This is a genomic window from Streptomyces sp. NPDC091282, from assembly GCF_044757385.1.
GTDB lineage: Bacteria > Actinomycetota > Actinomycetes > Streptomycetales > Streptomycetaceae > Streptomyces > Streptomyces gramineus.
The window spans coordinates 480,561-497,956 of the sequence record NZ_JBIVUX010000005.1; the positions used below are offsets into that span (position 1 = coordinate 480,561).

A 17,396-nucleotide genomic window follows, 5' to 3' on the forward strand; every position below is an offset into this window, starting at 1 on the left:
TGGTGAGTACGGCGTGATCCACGAGGTGGACCAGGTACTGCGGAACATGCTGACCGGCGGTGCGCTGGAGGGTTCCGGCATCGAGATCTCCTTCGACGCCCCCACCCGTGACTGGGCGGCCCGCCGCAACGGCCCGGTGATCAACAGCTATCTGTACGACATCCGCGAGGACGTGAAACGCCGTCAGCGCGGGCACGTCGACATCCGCGACGACCGGGACGTCGTCGTCAAGCGCCGCCAGCCGCCCCGCTGGTTCCGGCTGTCCTACCTGGTCACGGCGTGGACCAAGCGGCCCGAGGACGAACACCGGCTGATCAGCGCCGTGCTGGCGACCCTGATCCCGAGGGAGCTGATCCACCCCGACGAACTGCCGCCCTCGCTGCGCCGGCTGGGACTGACGGTGGCGCTCTCGGTGGCCGGAATCCAGACCGAGGCCCGTTCCCTGGCCGAGATCTGGTCCGCGCTCGGCGGTGAGCTGAAGCCCTCCCTGGACGTCGTCATCACGGCACCTTTCCCCGCCTACCCCGAGTACGACGCCGGCCCGCCGGTCACCGAGGGCGCCTCGGTCCGCGTCCGCGCCGGACTGGAGGAGGACGCACCGGTCCTGGAGGAGCGAGGCCACCGTCCCGCCCAGATCGCCCAGGCCAAGGCCGCCCGGGGGAACCGGGCGTGACCCTCGACGTCTCCCTGGCGCCGGCCGCACCGCTGCTCGCCCGGCTGGCCGGGCTGCGGGACCGGGCCGCCGCCCTCGTCGCCCACCGTTCGGCCGACGACCCGACGGCCGGCGACCCGCTGCGCGGCCTCTACCTCTCCGACGAGGCGGTACGGCACCTGCTGCGGCCGACGGCACCGGCCGACCTCCCGGACCTGGACGCGGAGACCGGCGACCGGCTCGCCGACCTCGCCGCCCGCCTCGGGCTCGGCCCGCTCGACACCACGGTCCTGCTCATCGCGCTCGCCCCGGACCTGGACCGCACCTTCGAGCCGCTGTACGGCTACCTCAACGACGACGTCGGCCGCCGCCGCGCCACCGTCGCCCTCGCCCTCGACCTGTTCGGCGTCCCCGCCCACCTCGCCGAGGCCCGCGCCCGCTTCCACCCGGCCGCCCCGCTCACCGCGCTCGGCCTGCTCGCCGTCGAGGAGCCCGAACGCCCCTTCCTCAGCCGCTCGCTGCGCGTCCCCGACCGGGTGCTGTCCCACCTCCTCGGCGACGACACCCCGGACCCGGTCCTGGCCGGACACCTGCGGACCCCGTCGTACGACGGCGGATCCGGTGCCGGGGAGGACGAGGAGTTCGTGCGGCGGCTGGCCGGACGGATCGCCGCCGGGCCGCTCCTCGGATACCTGCGGGAACGCCGGGAGGGCGAGGGCCTCGGCTGTGCGACGGCCGCGCTGCGGCTGGCCGGCACGGAGGTGCTGCACTACACCGGCCCCGAGGCGCACGTCCCGGAACTGCTCCGGGAGGCCCGTCTCACCGGCCGTGCCGTACTCGTGGACGCGGTCCAGCCCCGTGCCCTCGTGGCGGAGCTGCACCGGGCCACCGACGTCACCGTGCTGGTCACCAGCCCGCACCCCTACGACCCGCAGTGGTGCGACCGGGGCGACCCGCTCGTCCTTGAGGTGCCGTCCCGGCGCGCGGTGGCCGCCGACACCTGGGCCGCCGTGCTGCCCGGCACCTCGGGCTTCGACCTCGCGGCCACCGTCGCCCCGTACCACCTGGCGGGCGACCGGCTCGTCCGCGCGGCCCGGGCCGCGCAGGCGCTCGCCGCCTTCGACGGCACCGAGCTGACCGCCGGACACCTGCGGCTGGCCGCCCGCCAGCAGTCGGCGTCCGGGCTCGAACAGCACGCCCGCCGGATCCGGCCCGCCGTCGACTGGCGGGACCTGGTGCTGCCGGAACGCCCGCTGACCGAGCTGCGCGAACTGGCCCTGCGGGCCCGCCACCGCGACCGGGTCCTCGGCGACTGGCGGCTGAGCGCCGGCGGCGGCCGGGGCCGTGGCGTCCTCGGGCTGTTCGCGGGGGACTCGGGCACCGGCAAGACCCTGTCCGCGGAGGTGGTGGCCGCCGAACTCGGCCTGGACCTCTACGTCGTGCAGCTCTCCTCGGTCGTCGACAAGTACGTCGGCGAGACCGAGAAGAACCTGGAGCGCATCTTCACCGAGGCCGACCGCACCGACGCCGTGCTCCTCTTCGACGAGGCGGACGCCGTCTTCGGCAAGCGCTCCGAGGTCAAGGACGCCCACGACCGGTACGCCAATCTGGAGTCCGCCTACCTCCTGCAGCGCCTGGAGGCCTTCGACGGCATCGCGCTGCTCACCACGAACCTGCGCGCCAACATCGACGAGGCCTTCACCCGCCGCCTGGACCTGGTGATCGACTTCCCGTTCCCGGAGGAGGAGCAGCGGCTGGCGCTGTGGCGGCACGGGCTGGTGCACGTGCCGAGCGAGCCGGACATCGAACTCGGCCCGCTGGCCCGCGACTTCGAGCTGGCCGGCGGCGCCATCCGCAGCGCCGTGGTCACCGCCGCCTACCTGGCCGCCGGGTCCGGCGAACCGGTCACGGCGGCGGACCTGCTGGAAGGCGCCCGCCGCGAGTACCGCAAGGCGGGCCGCCTGGTGCCGGGCACCTGGTGAACCGTCAGGCAGGCCCTAGTCCTTCGACGGGTGGACGATCAGCCATTCCTGGTCGTCGGTGCGCGAGCAGTAGTACAGCGTCAGGTTCGTGTCGTTGACGCCGGTGCTGTAGCCGGCCACGTCCAGGCAGAGGTTGTCGCTGGCGAAGTTGCGGATCCAGTAGGCGCCGCCCGGCTGCTTGTCGATCCACCAGAGCTGGTTGTCGGCCTTGGTGCCGTCGCACTTGAACTCGGTGATCGGCGCGGACAGCCGCGCGGAGCCGTTGCCGGGCAGGTCCATGCACAGCTGGTCCTTGACGTTGCGCATCTGGAAGAGCGCGGCGGAGCCGGGACCGCCCTTCGGGTAGCGCACCTCCAGGTTCCACAGCTGGTTGTCCGCGGTGGTCTCGTTGCAGGTGAACTCCCGCACCGGGCCGTCGCTGGTCCCCTTCTCGTAGCCGGGGATGTCCACGCACTTCTTGGTCGTCGTGTTCCGCAGCAGGACGTTGTACGCCGGTACGACGGGCTTCGGGGCCTTCTTCTTCGTCTCCTTCGGCGACGGCTGGGCCTGCCCGCCGCCCCCGCCGGACTGGCCGCCCGAGGTGTTCTCCTCGTGGGTCGGCTGCTCGACCGGGGTCGGCGAGGGCGGCGGCGGGGCGGCCAGGGGCGCGCTGGCGGTGGGGCTCGGCGCGATCGAGCTGACGCCCGCCTCCTGGACCTCCTCCCGGGCCAGGCTCCTGACCTGCGGCTTGTAGGCGAACCAGATCAGCGCGAAGGTGATGGCGAGGGCCAGCAGGCTGCCGAAGAGGGTGGCGATCCAGCGGGGCAGGAAGCCCCGCTGGATGTACGTGCCGTCCACAGGCTGTGGATTGACGCCCGACCGCTGCACCGTGAGCACGTAGGGCCGCTGCTCCTTGGGCCCGAACCAGATGATCCGCCGCGGCTTGAGCGTGGCCTTCACGAAGGCGGCCCGGCCCGGTTCGATCTGCACGTTGCTGGGGTGCAGGTCGTAGGAGAGCTGGTCGCCGTGGTCGCTGCCGCCGACCGAGGCGGTGAGCTTGGTGTTGCCGAGGTTGTCGATGGCCAGCTTCGGGCGGCCCCGGAAGCGGCCCTTGACCGTCGGCGGGACCAGCTCGGCCCGTACCTCGGTGAAGGGCGTGACGGTGAGGTTGCCCTCGGGGACGGTGACGGCCTCGGGGTGTTCGGTGGGGGTGATGCGCACGGCGTACGGATTGGGTCCGGCCGTGGCGTCGGAGGTGCGGGGCGGGGCGAAGGTCAGCTCGACCGTGCCGGTGGTGCCCGGGTAGAGGCGCAGTGTCCGGGGTTCGACCGTGGTCCAGGGGGAGACGGGGCCGACCGGTTCGAAGTGGTACTCGTCGACGACGTCGCCCGTGTTCCGCAGCCGCAGGCGGACGCGGGTCGAGGACCCGGGGTCGACGGTCGCGGAGGCGGGCTCCAGGGAGGTCCACAGGGTCATGGGGTCACCGTCAGCTTGAAGGCCTCGAGCCACAGCGTGTTGTCGAGGGTGCCGACGAAGTCGAGGTCGGGGCGGGCGCCCTTGCACCACTGGTCGCCCCAGTCGTGGTCGCGGACCTTCGCGTAGTTGCAGCCCTGCCCGTTGCCGACGTTGAAGGCGAAGCCCTCGATGTAGGGGTCGGCCGCCTTCGTGCTGCCGATGTAGTTGTCCTTGCCGTCCGGGACGATCGCCGTCCAGTTCGGCTTCCACTTGCCCTGGCCGCTGGTGGACTGCGGGTCGTAGACGAAGGCGTTGGCGGCGGAGCCCTGGACGCCGTACACCGCGATGTTGATGGCCTTGATCGGCACGTTCTTGCCGACCGTGCCGGCCATGGTGCCGTCGCAGACGGGCTTCTGCCAGCCGCTGCCCCGGACGAAGGCGCGGTAGCAGATGTGCCGTCCCGACGGGTCGTCGGCGGCGAGCCGGTTCACCGCGGTCGCCGCGGTGTCCTGCTTGGGCTTGGCGGTCACGGTGGCCGTCGCGCCGCCGCCACCCCCGCCGCCTCCCCCTCCGCCGCCGTTGCCGCCGCTCCCGGCGTCCGGCGCGGCGGGCGGGGCGGCGGCCGTGACGCTGGGCGCCGGCGGCGGCGTCGGGGTGGCCGAGGGGCTGGGCGCGATCGAACTGACCCCGGCCTCCTGGATCTGCTCCTCGGCCAGGCTCTTGACCTGCGGCTTGTAGTTGAACCAGATCAGCGCGAAGGTGATGGCGAGGGCCAGCAGGGTGCCGAACAGCGTGGCCAGCCAGCGGGGCAGGAAACCGCGCTGGATGTACGTGCCGTCCACGGGCTCCGGCGTGACGCCCGACCGCTGCACGACGAGCCGGTACGGCCGCTGCTCCTTCGGTCCGAACCAGATGATCCGCCGCGGCTTGAGCGTGGCCTTCACGAAGGCGGCCCGGCCCGGCTCGATCTGCACGTTGCTCGGGTGGATGTCGTACACCAGCTGGTCGCCGTTGTCGTTCCCGCCGACCGAGGCGGTGAGCTTGGTGTTGCCGAGGTTGTCGATGGCGAGCTTCGGGCGGCCCCGGAAGCGGCCCTTGACCGTCGGCGGGACCAGTTCCGCGCGCAGCTCGGTGAAGGGCGTGATGGTGAGGTTGCCCTCGGGGACGGTGACGGCCTCGGGGTGCTCCGTGGGCGTGATGCGCACGGCGTACGGATTGGGTCCGGCCGTGGCGTCGGAGGTGCGGGGCGGGGCGAAGGTCAGCTCGACCGTGCCGGTGGTCCCCGGGTAGAGGCGCAGCGTCCGGGGCTCGACCGTCGTCCACGGGGACACCGGTCCCACCGGTTCGAAGTGGTACTCGTCGACCACGTCACCCGTGTTCCGCAATCGCAGGCGGACGCGGGTCTCGGACCCGGGGTCGACGGTCGCGGAGGCGGGTTCCAGGGAAGTCCACAGGCTCACGCGCCGACGCTATGCGGTGCGCGAAGCCGGCACAGCGGACCGCGGGGCAGACCGTGGCGCCGCAGGGACCGGACCCGTTGCCCCTGCGGACGCCCGCGCGCCACCGGTCTACGAGGCGGAGCGCGTGCCGATCAGGTCCCGGTACAGGGCCGCCTTCTCGGCGTGGGTCCCGGCCTTGCCGAACTCCTCACGCCAGGTCGCGTCCATCTCGTTCAGCCGCTGCACCCAGTTGCCGAAGTCCTTCAGGTCGACGTAGCGCTGGCTCGCGCTGAGCGGCGCGTTGGCACCGAGCTTGTCGTCCTTGTGGCCGCCGACCTGGCTCACCGGGTTGTTCCTGCTCTCACTGCTGGTCACACCGTGTGCGTAGCCGTCCGGGGTCCGGCCGCCGGGTCCCGCGGTCTCGATGCCGACCTGGAGGGCGCCGTCGCGCTTGTCGGTCGGGGGCTTGTAGCCCATGAACACATGCCCGTAGGACTCGTTCGGAAGGATGGTGTCGCCGTGGTAGTCGAGATTTCCCATGCCTCCGATGGCCAGCGGCAGGCCGTAGAGGTGGGTGTGCGGATCGACCGTGTTCTTGAAGGTGGCGCCGAGCTCGCCCTTCTCCACGAAGGAACCCCGCGTGCCGTCCTTCTGGTTGTCGCCGATCTCCATGTGGTGCGTCCCGAACGCCCGCCGGTACACCGGGTCCTCGGGCGTCGACTTCGGCTGCCAGAAGTTCCGGTCCTCCTTGGTGATGTGGAGCCACTGGGGCAGCTCGTAGCCGTGCTGGCCGTCGGCCAGCTGCGGGATGCGGATGTTGACGCGCCCGCCGAAGGCCAGGGCGAAGGCCACGTCGTCCTCGAAGTCCTCATGGACCTTCGTCTCCGGGTTGAAGACCTTCAGCCCCTCCTTGAGGATCAGGAAGATCTTGGTCAGCAGATCGGTGCCGCGCGCCACGCGTGCCTTGTGCTTCGCCGCGTCCGGCACGTCGTCGGTGATGCCGGGCGGCAGCAGGGTCTTCACGAAGGTCTGGAAGATCTGGTCGTCCCGCTCGCCCTTCAGCTGCTCCTTCTCGTCCTGCGGGGTCTCCGCGGCGTGCATGGCCATGTGACGGCCCATCTGGTAGTCCGGCCGGCCGGCCTTGGCCGCCGGCTTGCCCTCCGCACGGTCGCCGACGTGCTGCTGCCAGCGCAGGGTCGCGATGAGCAGCCGCTTGCCCTCGGGCTGCTGGAGCCAGCTGCTGAAGTCGCCCGCCTTGATGTAGGCCTCGGCCTCGGCGCGGGTGCCGATGCCCACGGTCTTCAGCCACTTGGGATCCTCGGCCTCGACCGCCGCGATCGCCGCCAGCTCCTGCGTGGTGAACGCCGGGCCGCCGCGCACCCGCCGGTGCAGGACGCTGCGCACCTGCTTGTTCCTGATCACGTCGGCGCCGCCGACGATGAGCCGGGCCAGCTGGGCGATGGCCGGGATCCCGGCCGACGGCGGGGTCGACGCCCCGGACGAGGTCCTGGGCGAACCGGGCTCCGGGTGCTCGGCCGTGGCCACGGGACCGGGCCGGTCCGCGTCCGCCCGCTGGACGGGGACGCCCTCGACGGGGCTGCGCTGCACCGCACCGGCGGGCGGCGCGGCAAAGCCGGGCAGCGCCAGGTCGGGTGCCGCGCCCCCGGCCAGCTTGCGGCCGTTGGAGCCGGCGCTCCGCTCGAACGGGTCGTCCGGACTGGAGACCTTCTCGCCCCTGCCGTTGGCCGTGCCGGGCACCGGGCCCAGCGCCTGCTGGCGGACGTGGTCGACCTCCTCGTACATCACCTCGTCGGCGACGCGGCTCCCGCCGAGCACGATGTGCGGGCCGGTGGTGTAGGCCCGCGCCCCCAGCTCCTCGGCCGACCGCTGCGCGACCGGCCCGCTGTGGACCCGCACATGGCCGAAGTCCATGCCGTAGGCGCTCTCGGCGCGTTGCAGGATGCGGGGCTCCAGCGGTGCGCCGGGCGAGCCGACCGCGTCCGCGACCGACGTCGGCCGGTGACCGGGTAAGGCTGCCTCGGCGGCCTGTCCCTCCGGCCCGGCGTCCTGCCGGGCGCGCTGGATCGCCCGGGTCACCGCGGCGTTCCCCGCGGCCCCCTGGAGCGCGGCCAGCGGCGGAGGCGTGGCGGCGGGACGGACCGGCGGGCGGACGCGTTCGCCGGTCCGTTCGGCGGTCGAGCGGTTCTCTGCTTCGGTGCGCATACCCGGTCCCCGTTCGGTCGGCGGCCCGTCGGCACGGGCCTCTTCCCTCCGTACCCGGCACCGGCCGGACGCCGGAAGGGCCGCGGGGACAGGAACACGGGCACGCGGAGGGGGCGAGGAGGCGGCCGGGCGGCCCGGCCTGCCCTTGCGGGCAACGACGTTGCCCGCGAACAGGCACCGGAGGACGTTTCGGGACACGCGCTTCGCGCGTGAGGGTGGGAACGTTCCTGTCTCGTACCCCGAGGAGAGCAGAGCATGCCGTCCTACCTGTCGCCCGGCGTCTACGTCGAGGAGGTGGCCAGCGGCTCGCGCCCCATCGAGGGGGTGGGCACGTCGGTGGCGGCCTTCGTGGGCCTGGCCCCGACCGGTCCGCTGAACGAGCCGACGCTGGTGACCAACTGGACGCAGTACGTCGCGTCCTTCGGTGAGTTCACCGACGGGTACTACCTCGCGCACTCCGTCTACGGCTTCTTCAACAACGGCGGCACGGCGGCCTACGTCGTCCGTGTCGGCGGCACCCGGGAAGGCGCCGACGGCACCGCCGACGCGCCCGCCGCCGTCGGCGCCGGCGCCGCACCGGCCGCGCTGCCGCCCGGCGAGGCCAAGCAGCTGGGCACCTTCACGGTGAGCGCGCTGGCCTCCGGCGACCTGAGCGTCGAGGTCTCCGACCCGGAGGGCGAAGGCCCCGCCGAACGCTTCAAGCTGGTCGTCAAGGACGGCGGCAAGGCCGTCGAGACCTTCGACGTGACCGCGAAGAAGGGCGGCCGCAACTACGTCGTCACGCAGGTCAAGGAGCGCTCCAAGCTCATCACCGTGACCGAGGCCGCGCCCGCCGCGCAGCTGGTCCGTCCGGACAACCAGACGGTGGCCCTCGCGGCCCCCGCCCCGTCCTCGCCGTCCGCGTCCCCCGTCGCGGACGCCGGCTCCCACCCCGGCCCCGCCCAGTACCTCGGCGACTCGGCCGACCGCACCGGCTTCGGCGGCCTGGAGGCCGTCGACGAGGTGTCCATGGTGGCCGTGCCCGACCTGATGGCCGCCTACCAGCGCGGCGCGATCGACCTGGAGGCCGTCAAGGCCGTCCAGCTCGGCCTGATCGCGCACTGCGAGCTGATGGGCGACCGGGTCGCGGTCATCGACCCGCCGCCCGGCCTCAACGCCCGCCAGATCCGCGTCTGGCGCCAGGAGACGGCCGGCTACGACTCCAAGTACGCGGCCCTCTACTACCCCTGGATCAAGACCTTCGACCCGGCCTCCGGCCAGTCGCGGCTGATCCCGCCGTCCGGTCACGTGTCCGGCGTCTGGGCCCGCAACGACGCCGAGCGCGGTGTCCACAAGGCCCCCGCCAACGAGGTGATCCGCGGCGCGGTCGACCTGGAGCTCCAGATCACCCGCGGTGAGCAGGACCTGCTGAACCCGATCGGCGTCAACTGCATCCGCGCCTTCCCGGGCCGGGGCATCCGCATCTGGGGCGCGCGCACGCTGTCCTCCGACCCGGCCTGGCGCTACCTGAACATCCGCCGGTACTTCAACTACCTGGAGGAGTCGATCCTGATCGGCACCCAGTGGGTGGTCTTCGAGCCCAACGACCACAACCTCTGGGCCCGTATCCGGCGCAACATCTCCGCGTTCCTGGTCAACGAATGGCGCAGCGGCGCCCTGTTCGGGCAGCGGCCCGAGGAGGCGTACTACGTCAAGTGCGACGAGGAGACCAACCCGCCGGAGTCCGTCGACGTCGGCCGGGTGATCTGCGAGATCGGCATCGCGCCGGTCAAGCCCGCCGAGTTCGTGATCTTCCGCCTCGCCCAGTTCTCCAGCGGCAGCGGCGAGCTCCAGGAGTAGCGGACCCCAGGGTCCCAACCCCCTTGTTTTCCAGGAATCTTGAGAAGAACGGGCAGTAACACATGAGTCTCCAGCCGGGTGACGCCCTCACATCGCACAATTTCGGCCTGCAGATCGACGGCGTGATGGTCGAGTACCTCGCCGAGGTCAGCGGCATGACGATGGAGCAGGACGTCATCACCTACCAGCAGAACACGCCGGACGGGAAGAACCACGTCCGCAACCTGCCGGGCGTGAAGAAGAACGGCACCTGCACGGTCGTCCGCGGTATGACCCAGTCCTCGTCGTTCACCCAGTGGATCAACGAGTCGATCAACGGTCAGATGGCCACGGCCCGCAAGAACGCCTCCATCATCATGATGGACTTCGAGAACAACCCGGTGAAGCGCTACAACCTGCGCAACGCCTGGTGCAGCAAGATCGACACCAGCACGGTCAAGGCGGGCGAGGCCGCCGCGCTGACCGAGACGGTGACCATCACGTTCGAAGAACTGGTCATCGAGTAATGAGGCGTTCGGCTGTCAGGGCCCAGGGCGTGGGCGCGCCGCTCGCACCGGAGGAGCCGGCGCCCCTGGCCCCTCAGCAGCAGGTGGACCGGCAACCGGAGTCACCCGTCGAGGTGCTGCGCACGGAGTTCCCGTTCCAGCTGCCCCGCGGGTACGTCGACGAGCAGGGCACGGTCCACCGGGACGGCGTGATGCGCCTGTCGACGGCGCGGGACGAACTGATCCCGCTGCGGGACGTGCGCGTCCAGGAGAACCCGGCGTTCCTGTCGGTGGTGCTGCTCGGCCGGGTCATCACCCGGCTCGGGACGCTCGCCTTCGTCCACGACGGGGTGGTGGAGAACATGTTCGCCTCCGACCTGGCGTTCCTGCAGGACTTCTACCGGCAGATCAACGCGGAGGGCCACACCCGGGCCGCGGTCAACTGCCCGCACTGTTCGGAGCCCTTCGAGGTGGAACTCGGCGGGAGCCGCCTGGGGGAATCGTGACGTACGCGACCGACCGGCTGCACGAGGAGATCGCGTACGTCGCCTACCACTTCCACTGGAGCCTGGAGGACATCCTGGACCTGGAGCACGCCGACCGCCGCCGCTACACGGCGGAGATCGCGTCTCTGGTGACCAGGGCGGCCTCCGCAGGAGCGGAGGGCTGAGTAGTGGGGTTGTGGGATCGGATGCGCGGGCGCGGGCCCGCCGGCTCCGGGACCGCCGCCGAGGCGGTCACCGGGGCGGCCGTCGAGGCGCCGCGTCCCGTGGCGGCGCCTCGGCCCGTGGTGGCGGCGGCCTGGTCCGGGCTGCCGCCCATTCAGCGTGCCCTCGGCACGTCGGGCGGGCCGGTCGCGGACTCGGGGTTCGGCGGCCGGCTGCCGACCTGGCAGAACCCCTCGTTCATGGGCACGCGGTCGCACGCGGTCCTGGACGGCGCGTCGAGTGCCGCCCTGGCGAGCGGCGGCGGCACGGGACCGACGGGCGCGCGGGCCGTGTCCGGCCTGGAACGCCCGGTCCAGCGCCTGCCGTTGGCGGGACCCGCCGACCAGGCGGGCCCTTTGGGAACGACGGGTCCGGCCGCCGGCCGGCCGTCGTCGGTGCCGGTGGTGCCGCTGCGGGAGGTGCGGACGCCGTCGGCGACGCCCGCCGGGAGCAGTGGTCCGGGTGCCGTTGCGCGTTCCGCCGGGACCGCGGGCACGGCGGGCCCGGCCGCGCCGAACCGGCCGGTCGCGTCGGCCGGTTCCGCCGGTCCGGCCCGTCCGTCCGGTCCGGTGGTGCAGCGGGCCCCGGCGGTGCAGCGGGTGCCGTCGCCGGGAGGGCAGAACGCCGCCCCGGTCGCGCGGACGGCGGCGGCACCGCCGGCACGGAGCGGCGGGAGCGTCCCGCCGGTGCCGTCGGCCCAGGCCTCACCCCCGTCCACGACGGCGTCGGCGGCGACGGCTGCGCCCACCGCGCCGGTCTCTGCGGCGTCTCCGGCGTCCTCGGTTTCACCGGCCGCGCCGAATTCCCCGGCACCGTCGGCTTCTCCGGCCCCGCGGGCCGCGGCGACGCCGTCGGCTTCGCGCGCCTCCGCGACTGGGCCCGCTTCCTCGGCCGCGTCCGCCCGGACGAGCCCGGCGGAAGGACGGCGTGCCGTGGCCGCCGTCCAGCGCTCGGTCGCCCCGGCGGCGGTCGTTCAGCCCGCGGTGCCGGTGGCGTGGGCGCCGCAGCCGACTCCGGTCGCACCGGCTCCGGCCACCGGTCCGCGGGTCACCGCCGCACCTGCCGTACAGCCGCGCCGCAGCGCGCTGACGCATGCCCCGGCGGGCCTGCCGGTGACGGCCGTGCAGCGGCGGACGCTGCCGTCGGCGCCCAGGACACCGGCGAGCGAGGGCGGCCGGACCGGCGGCGGGGCGGCGGACGGTGCCGGGGAGCCGGTACCGTCCGACTCCGGCCACCCGTCGCCCCCGCCCGCCGGCGCCCCTGCGACCCCGGTCACCGCCCCGCCCGCCCCCGACGCCACCACCGCACCGACAGCGGCCCCGGCCCCGCCCGCCGTTCAGCGCTCCGCGTCGGCCTCCCCGGCCCCGCCCGTCGTCCAGCGGTCCACGTCGGCTTCCCCGGTTCCGGCCCCGGCCCCGGCATCCACGCAGCCCGCCGCACCGGCTTCTCCCGCCTCAGCCGCCTCCCCCGCTTCACCCAGGACTTCTCCCGCGACGACACCCTCGCGTACGTCCGCCACGCCCCCGTCCTCGCCTCCGCCTTCGCGGCCCTCGCCGTCCGCCGTGTCCCCGGACCGCGGCGGGCCTTCCGGCACGTCCGGCGCCGGGACGCGGCCTCCGGTGCAGCGCGCCACCGCCCCGGGCCCGTCCGCACCGCGGACCCCGGCTCCGGAAAGCGGTCGTACGGCGGGGAGTTCGGCCCCGCTGCCCACGACCGGCAGCGCCCCCGACACCACCACCGCAGGACCCCTGTCTCCGGCCGCGCCCCCGGCCGCGTCTCCCGTCGCGCCGTCGAGCGGGCGGCCCACGCACTCCCCGGCCGCGAGCGGTGGCCGTGAGGCGCCGGTACAGCGCCGGGTGGCCGAGAGCGCGGCCGCCGGCGGCCCGGCACCGACTGCCGGACCGGCCCCGACACCCGAGCCCGGCCGGCCTGTTCCGGCATCGGAGCCCGGCCGGGCTGCCCCGGCCGGCACATCGACTCCGTCCCTGCCCACCGCACCGGCTCCCCGGCGCCCGCGAGCGGGCCTCGGCGCCCCCGTGGCGGGTCCGGGCCGCGCTTCCGCTCCGACGGGCGGCGGCAGGACGGGCGAGGGGCCGACCGTGCAGCGTGCGCGGACGACGGACAAGCCCACGGTGACCTCCGCACCGTCCCTGCCCGCCGCGCCTTCCGCTCCCGCCGCTCCGTCCACCCCCGCCACCTCTTCGGCGCCTGCCACCCCTTCCGCCTCCGCCGCCGCTTCTGCCCCCTCGGTTCCTTCGTCCGCCTCGGCCCCTTCGGCTCCCTCGGGCGCCGAGCCCCAGGCCCCGCCGCGACCGAGCGAGCCGGGTGCGGCGCCGTCCGCCGCGCCGTCCACCGGCTCCTCCACCGCCCCGTCCACCGGTTCCCCCACCCCGTCCCGTCCCGCCGCGCCGTCACCGTCTGCGGCACCCTCGACTCCGGCCGGGGCCCAGGCCCCGTCCTCCGCCTCCGCCTCCGTTCCCGTGCAGCGAGCCACCGCCTCCGTGCCCGTGCAGCGCGCCGCAATACCCGCTCCCGCCGCGCCCCGCCTCGGTCTCGGTGCTCCCGTCGCGGGCCCGGCCGCGAGCCCGGCTCCCGCGAGGCGCACCGGTCGCGGTGCCTCCGTGCCGCCCGTGCAGCGGAAGGCGTCGAGCGGTCCGGCCACCGTCCCGCGTCCGGCGTCCGAGGCGTCCCGGCAGGGACCGCGAGCCGCCGCGCCGGATCTGCCGGCACCGGCGGCCGGACCCACGCCCGTCCTCTCCACCGCGGCCCCGGCGACACCGCCGGCATCGATGCGGCCCGCTCCGGCCGCGACGGCTCCCTCGGCGCTCCCTCCGTTCGTCCAGCGCGCCGCGACCGCTCCGGCCGCTCCCGGCGCCCCGCTCCCCGGTGCCACCCCGCCGTTCGCGCAGCACCGTCCGCGGCCCGCCCTTCCCGCGACCGCCGGAACGGCTGCCGCCGGGACAGCTGGCGCCGGACCGGCCGCCGCCGCCCGGTTCCCTTTCGTGCAGCGTGCGGTGGCCCCCGCCGCCGCCCTGCCCGTCAGGCCGAGCACCGCCGCCACCACGCCCGGTGAGCCCGTACCGCTGCGGCCCACCGCCCCGATCTCCGCGACCGCACCGCTTCCCGTCGCCCCCACGGGCCGTCCCACCGTCCAGCGCGACGCCCTCGCCACGACCACGGTGAAGGACGTGCCGGTCACCGCCGTCCCGCCCAAGGCGCCCGTGATCCGGGCCGAGCGGCAGCCGCCGCCGCCCGGCGAGCCGCCGCCGTCGTACTCCTCTTCCGGCTCGGGCTCGGGCCCGGACGAGCCGCCGCCCGGATACTCGGCGGTCGCGGAGGGCGGCTTCGACCCGCGCGCCCTCACCGAGTACCAGGTGGACGCCCTGGTGCACCGGATCATCGACCGGATCACCCGGCACGTCCGCACCGAACTCCGCCGCGACCGCGAACGCGTCGGAAAGCTCCGCGACTTCCGCTCCTGACCACGACGACCGCGCACCCACCCCACAGAAAGGCCCCCGATGGACCGCCAGGACCCGGGAACCACAGTCTGGTTCAGCCTCTCCATCGACGGCGAGGACCTCGGTTACTTCAACGGGTGCGAGGGGCTGTCGTCGCAGGTGGAGATCGAGCAGCGGCAGGAGGGCGGCAACAACGGGTTCGTGTGGCAGCTGCCGACCCGCGTCACTTTCTCCCACATCCGGCTCACCCGCCCGCTCACCCCGGACACCTCGAAGGTCGCGAAGTGGATCTCGTCCGTGCAGACGGGAATCGAGCGGCCCACCGGGCAGATCACGGCGCTGCGCGCGGACGGCTCCGAGGTGGCCCGGTGGGGGCTCCTCGACGTGCTGCCGGTGAGCTGGCAGGGGCCCTCCCTGGACGCGGGCAACCCGTCCGTGGCCACGGAGGTCCTGGAGATCGCCCACCACGGCTTCACCGACTGAGCGACGACGCCGACCGAGCGGACTGAGAGGCAGACCAGATCATGGCCAGGAGCAGCCGGGGCGCCGGCAAGAGCCTCGTGCGGGCCACCCTCGCGATTCACGAGCCGCCCGTGGGCACCAGCACCAGCCCGGGGGGCATCATCAAGACGTTCGGCTTCGAGTTCAACCCGGCGGAGCTGTCGATCGGCCGCCGGGCGGACTGGAAGGCGTCGGCGGCGCCGATCGAACGGGACGGCGCGCTACCGGAGTTCCTCGGCACCCACCCGCGCCAGATGAGCGTGGAGATCTTCCTGGACCGATCCGACGACCCGGACAGCAACGACGTGATGAAGAAGGTGGAGTCGCTGCTGGCCTGCTGCGAGGTCACCAGCAAGAGCATCGCCGCCAAGCAGCCGTCACCGCCGTGGGTGGTGTTCCAGTGGGGGTCGTTCTCGACCGCCCACTTCACGGCGTACGTCGCCTCCGTCGACGTCTCCTACTCCCTGTTCGGGACCAGCGGGATGCCGATCCGGGCCAGCTGCCGACTCCAGCTGCACGAGATCCCGAGCAAGACCGCCGGCCAGAACCCGACGTCCGGCGCGCTCACCGCGCAGCGCGTGCACCGGGTCGTCGCCGGCGACTCGCTGCAGTCGCTGGCCTGGCGGGAGTACGGCAACGCGGCCGCCTGGCGGGCGATCGCGGACGCCAACGGGATCGACGACCCGGGGTGGCTGCCCACGGGGACGGAACTGGTACTGCCCGCCGCCGAGGAGGTGCGGTCCTGATGGTGAAGCACGCTTTCTCGAACGTCGTCAAGGTCGTCATCGGCGGCAAGGAGCTGACCGCCACCTCCGAGTACGGGCGGTATCTGGTCGACGCCCACGTGGACCAGGGCGTCGGCGTGCCCGCCGCCTTCCAGCTGACCTTCCGCGACCCGTCCCGCAAGCTGCTGGGCAAGCTGGGCGTCCAGTTCGGCACCCCGGTGGTGATCACGCCGGTCTCCGACGGCCAGGGCACCGGCGACCCGCTGCTGACCGGCGAGGTCACCGGGATGGAGGCCGAGTACGACGGCACCGGCAGCTACGCGGTGGTCCGGGGCTACGACTACGGGTTCCGGCTGATGCGGCAGCGCCGTGTCGTCGCCTACCGCAACCAGACCGCCTCCGACATCGCGCGCAAGCTGGCCGCGCAGGACGGGGTGCCGGTCGGGCGGATCCAGGCCACCAAGACCGTCTACGAGTTCATCTCCCAGTCGAACGTCACCGACTGGGACTTCCTGGCGCGGCTCGCCGACGAGAACGAGATGGTCATGTCGGTCGACGCGGACGGCAAGTTCCAGTTCGTGAAGCAGAAGAGCGCCTCGGGTGCGCCGTCGCCGCAGACCGACGGCGACAAGAGCCCGTTCGTGCTGGAGGCCGGGCACGACATCCTGCGGCTGCGCACCGCGGTCACCGCCTCCGACCAGGTCAACAAGGTCGAGTCGCGCGGCTGGGACGTGCGGACGAAGAAGACGCTGACGGCGACCGTGACCCCCGCCACCAACACCGGCTACAGCATCGGCACCACGCCGGGCGCGGCGGCCGGCGAGTTCAAGACGACGAAGCTGGTCGAGACGCGCACGCCGTACGACAAGCAGTCCGAGGTGAAGTTCGCGGCCGACGCCCTCTCCGACGACGTCACCTCGACGTTCGCCGAGGTGGAGGTCGTCGTGCGGGGCAATCCGAAGCTGCGGCCCGGGGTTCCGGTGGCGCTCGCGGACGTCGGCGACCCCTTCGAGGGGAAGTACACGGTCACCTCGGTCCGGCACGTCTTCGGGGACGCCAAGCACTACGAGACCTGGGTGACGGTCAGCGGCCGGCAGTGGCGGTCGCTGTACGGCGTCGCCTCCGGCGGCGGGGATTCCGGCGGCGACCGGCAGCCCAGCGTGGCGCAGGCCCTCGTCACCGACGTGCAGGACCCGCTCCAGCAGGGGCGGGTGAAGCTCAAGTTCCCGTGGCTGGACGACACCTACGTCAGCGACTGGACCCGGACCATGCAGTGGGGCGGGGTGCGCGGCGGCGGGGTGTTCCCGATGGACGTCGGGGACGAGGTGCTCGTCGCCTTCGACCGGGGTGCCCTGGACCACGCGTACGTCATCGGCGGCCTCTACAACGGCAAGGACAAGCCGACCCGGGTCAAGGACGTGCCGCTGCACGACGGCATGCGCGGCCGGGCCACCCGGCACACCGTCTCCGACCGGGTCGGCAACCGCATGGACCTGCTCGACCAGCGGGGCCGCAAACAGGGCGTCCGGCTGGCCAGCGGCGACGACAGGCTGACCGTCTTCCTGGACCGCCAGAAGACCGAGATCACCGTGGACAGCAAGGGCAGCGTCTCCATCAAGGGCAGCAGGTCGGTGTCGGTGGAGGCGGGCGCCAACCTGTCCCTGAAGGCGGCCGGCGCGCTCAGCATCAGGAGCGGCGGCCCGCTGTCCCTGCAGAGCGCGGAACTCGTCGACATCAAGAGTCCCGCGGGCGCGGTGTCCGTGAACGCCGCCGCCGTGAACCTGATGGCGAACGCGGCGCTGTCGCTGCGCGGCAACGCGGCCGTCGCGATCAGCTCGATGGCCACGGTCGCCATCCAGGCGCCCGAGGTGCCGGTGCTCGGCAACCTGATGATGGGCGGCCTGACCGTGATGGTGATCCCGGCATGAGCGGGCGTGCGGTTCTCCCG

Annotated in this window: 15 protein-coding genes; 10 read left to right on the forward strand and 5 right to left on the reverse strand. The window is 73.5% G+C overall.

The window, feature by feature from the left end; genetic code table 11:
- Positions 1-13 precede the first annotated feature (13 nt).
- Positions 14-673, forward strand: a complete 660-nt coding sequence (locus tag ACIQOE_RS25560; protein WP_351316859.1) for a DUF4255 domain-containing protein — start codon at positions 14-16, stop codon at positions 671-673.
- Entirely contained in the window at positions 670-2,634 is a 1,965-nt protein-coding gene (locus tag ACIQOE_RS25565; protein ID WP_365560866.1) for an ATP-binding protein, read from the forward strand. The genes ACIQOE_RS25560 and ACIQOE_RS25565 overlap by 4 nt, the downstream gene beginning before the upstream one ends.
- 15 nt (positions 2,635-2,649) lie before the next feature.
- Here the strand turns inward: ACIQOE_RS25565 and ACIQOE_RS25570 are convergent, their stop codons facing one another.
- The 3 genes from ACIQOE_RS25570 to ACIQOE_RS25580 all read right to left on the reverse strand — a co-directional run bounded on the left by ACIQOE_RS25570 (position 2,650) and on the right by ACIQOE_RS25580 (position 7,730).
- On the reverse strand, positions 2,650-4,089 hold the full coding sequence (locus tag ACIQOE_RS25570; RefSeq protein ID WP_365560864.1) for an RICIN domain-containing protein: 1,440 nt from the start codon (positions 4,087-4,089) through the stop codon (positions 2,650-2,652).
- A complete protein-coding gene (locus tag ACIQOE_RS25575; RefSeq protein ID WP_365560862.1) occupies positions 4,086-5,528 on the reverse strand; it encodes a hydrolase in 1,443 nt (480 codons plus the stop codon). The genes ACIQOE_RS25570 and ACIQOE_RS25575 overlap by 4 nt, the downstream gene beginning before the upstream one ends.
- A 108-nt stretch (positions 5,529-5,636) precedes the next feature.
- On the reverse strand, positions 5,637-7,730 hold the full coding sequence (locus ACIQOE_RS25580) for a DUF4157 domain-containing protein (RefSeq protein WP_401413931.1): 2,094 nt from the start codon (positions 7,728-7,730) through the stop codon (positions 5,637-5,639).
- Positions 7,731-7,985: 255 nt separating this feature from the next.
- On the opposite strand from ACIQOE_RS25580, the gene ACIQOE_RS25585 reads away from it, so the two are divergent.
- From ACIQOE_RS25585 to ACIQOE_RS25600, 4 genes are all read left to right on the forward strand, one after another.
- Positions 7,986-9,569, forward strand: a complete 1,584-nt coding sequence (locus ACIQOE_RS25585; RefSeq protein ID WP_401413933.1) for a phage tail sheath subtilisin-like domain-containing protein — start codon at positions 7,986-7,988, stop codon at positions 9,567-9,569.
- A 62-nt stretch (positions 9,570-9,631) separates the two neighbouring features.
- Positions 9,632-10,075 (forward strand): phage tail protein, encoded by a 444-nt coding sequence (locus ACIQOE_RS25590; RefSeq protein ID WP_189262970.1) that lies wholly within the window; start codon positions 9,632-9,634, stop codon positions 10,073-10,075.
- Positions 10,075-10,560: a hypothetical protein gene (locus tag ACIQOE_RS25595; protein ID WP_351316876.1), complete on the forward strand. Its 486-nt coding sequence runs from the start codon at positions 10,075-10,077 to the stop codon at positions 10,558-10,560. The genes ACIQOE_RS25590 and ACIQOE_RS25595 overlap by 1 nt, the downstream gene beginning before the upstream one ends.
- The gene (locus tag ACIQOE_RS25600; RefSeq protein WP_351316879.1) at positions 10,557-10,724 is read left to right on the forward strand and encodes a DUF6760 family protein; all 168 of its coding nucleotides are present in this window, start codon (positions 10,557-10,559) and stop codon (positions 10,722-10,724) included. The genes ACIQOE_RS25595 and ACIQOE_RS25600 overlap by 4 nt, the downstream gene beginning before the upstream one ends.
- A 152-nt stretch (positions 10,725-10,876) precedes the next feature.
- Here the strand turns inward: ACIQOE_RS25600 and ACIQOE_RS25605 are convergent, their stop codons facing one another.
- On the reverse strand, positions 10,877-11,509 hold the full coding sequence (locus ACIQOE_RS25605; protein ID WP_401413936.1) for a hypothetical protein: 633 nt from the start codon (positions 11,507-11,509) through the stop codon (positions 10,877-10,879).
- Positions 11,510-11,734: 225 nt separating this feature from the next.
- The gene (locus ACIQOE_RS25610; protein WP_401413938.1) at positions 11,735-12,037 is read right to left on the reverse strand and encodes a hypothetical protein; all 303 of its coding nucleotides are present in this window, start codon (positions 12,035-12,037) and stop codon (positions 11,735-11,737) included.
- A gap of 1,345 nt (positions 12,038-13,382) precedes the next feature.
- Between ACIQOE_RS25610 and ACIQOE_RS25615 the strand changes: the two genes are divergently transcribed.
- From ACIQOE_RS25615 to ACIQOE_RS25630, 4 genes are read left to right on the forward strand one after another with little or no spacing between them, the layout of a single operon-like run.
- Positions 13,383-14,243 (forward strand): extensin, encoded by an 861-nt coding sequence (locus ACIQOE_RS25615; RefSeq protein WP_401413940.1) that lies wholly within the window; start codon positions 13,383-13,385, stop codon positions 14,241-14,243.
- Positions 14,244-14,282: 39 nt separating this feature from the next.
- Positions 14,283-14,705, forward strand: coding sequence for a phage tail protein (locus ACIQOE_RS25620; RefSeq protein WP_093500599.1), 423 nt, complete (start codon positions 14,283-14,285; stop codon positions 14,703-14,705).
- A gap of 41 nt (positions 14,706-14,746) precedes the next feature.
- A complete protein-coding gene (locus ACIQOE_RS25625) occupies positions 14,747-15,469 on the forward strand; it encodes a LysM peptidoglycan-binding domain-containing protein (RefSeq protein WP_351316893.1) in 723 nt (240 codons plus the stop codon).
- On the forward strand, positions 15,469-17,376 hold the full coding sequence (locus tag ACIQOE_RS25630; RefSeq protein WP_362640078.1) for a VgrG-related protein: 1,908 nt from the start codon (positions 15,469-15,471) through the stop codon (positions 17,374-17,376). The genes ACIQOE_RS25625 and ACIQOE_RS25630 overlap by 1 nt, the downstream gene beginning before the upstream one ends.
- The last annotated feature ends 20 nt before the right edge of the window (positions 17,377-17,396 follow it).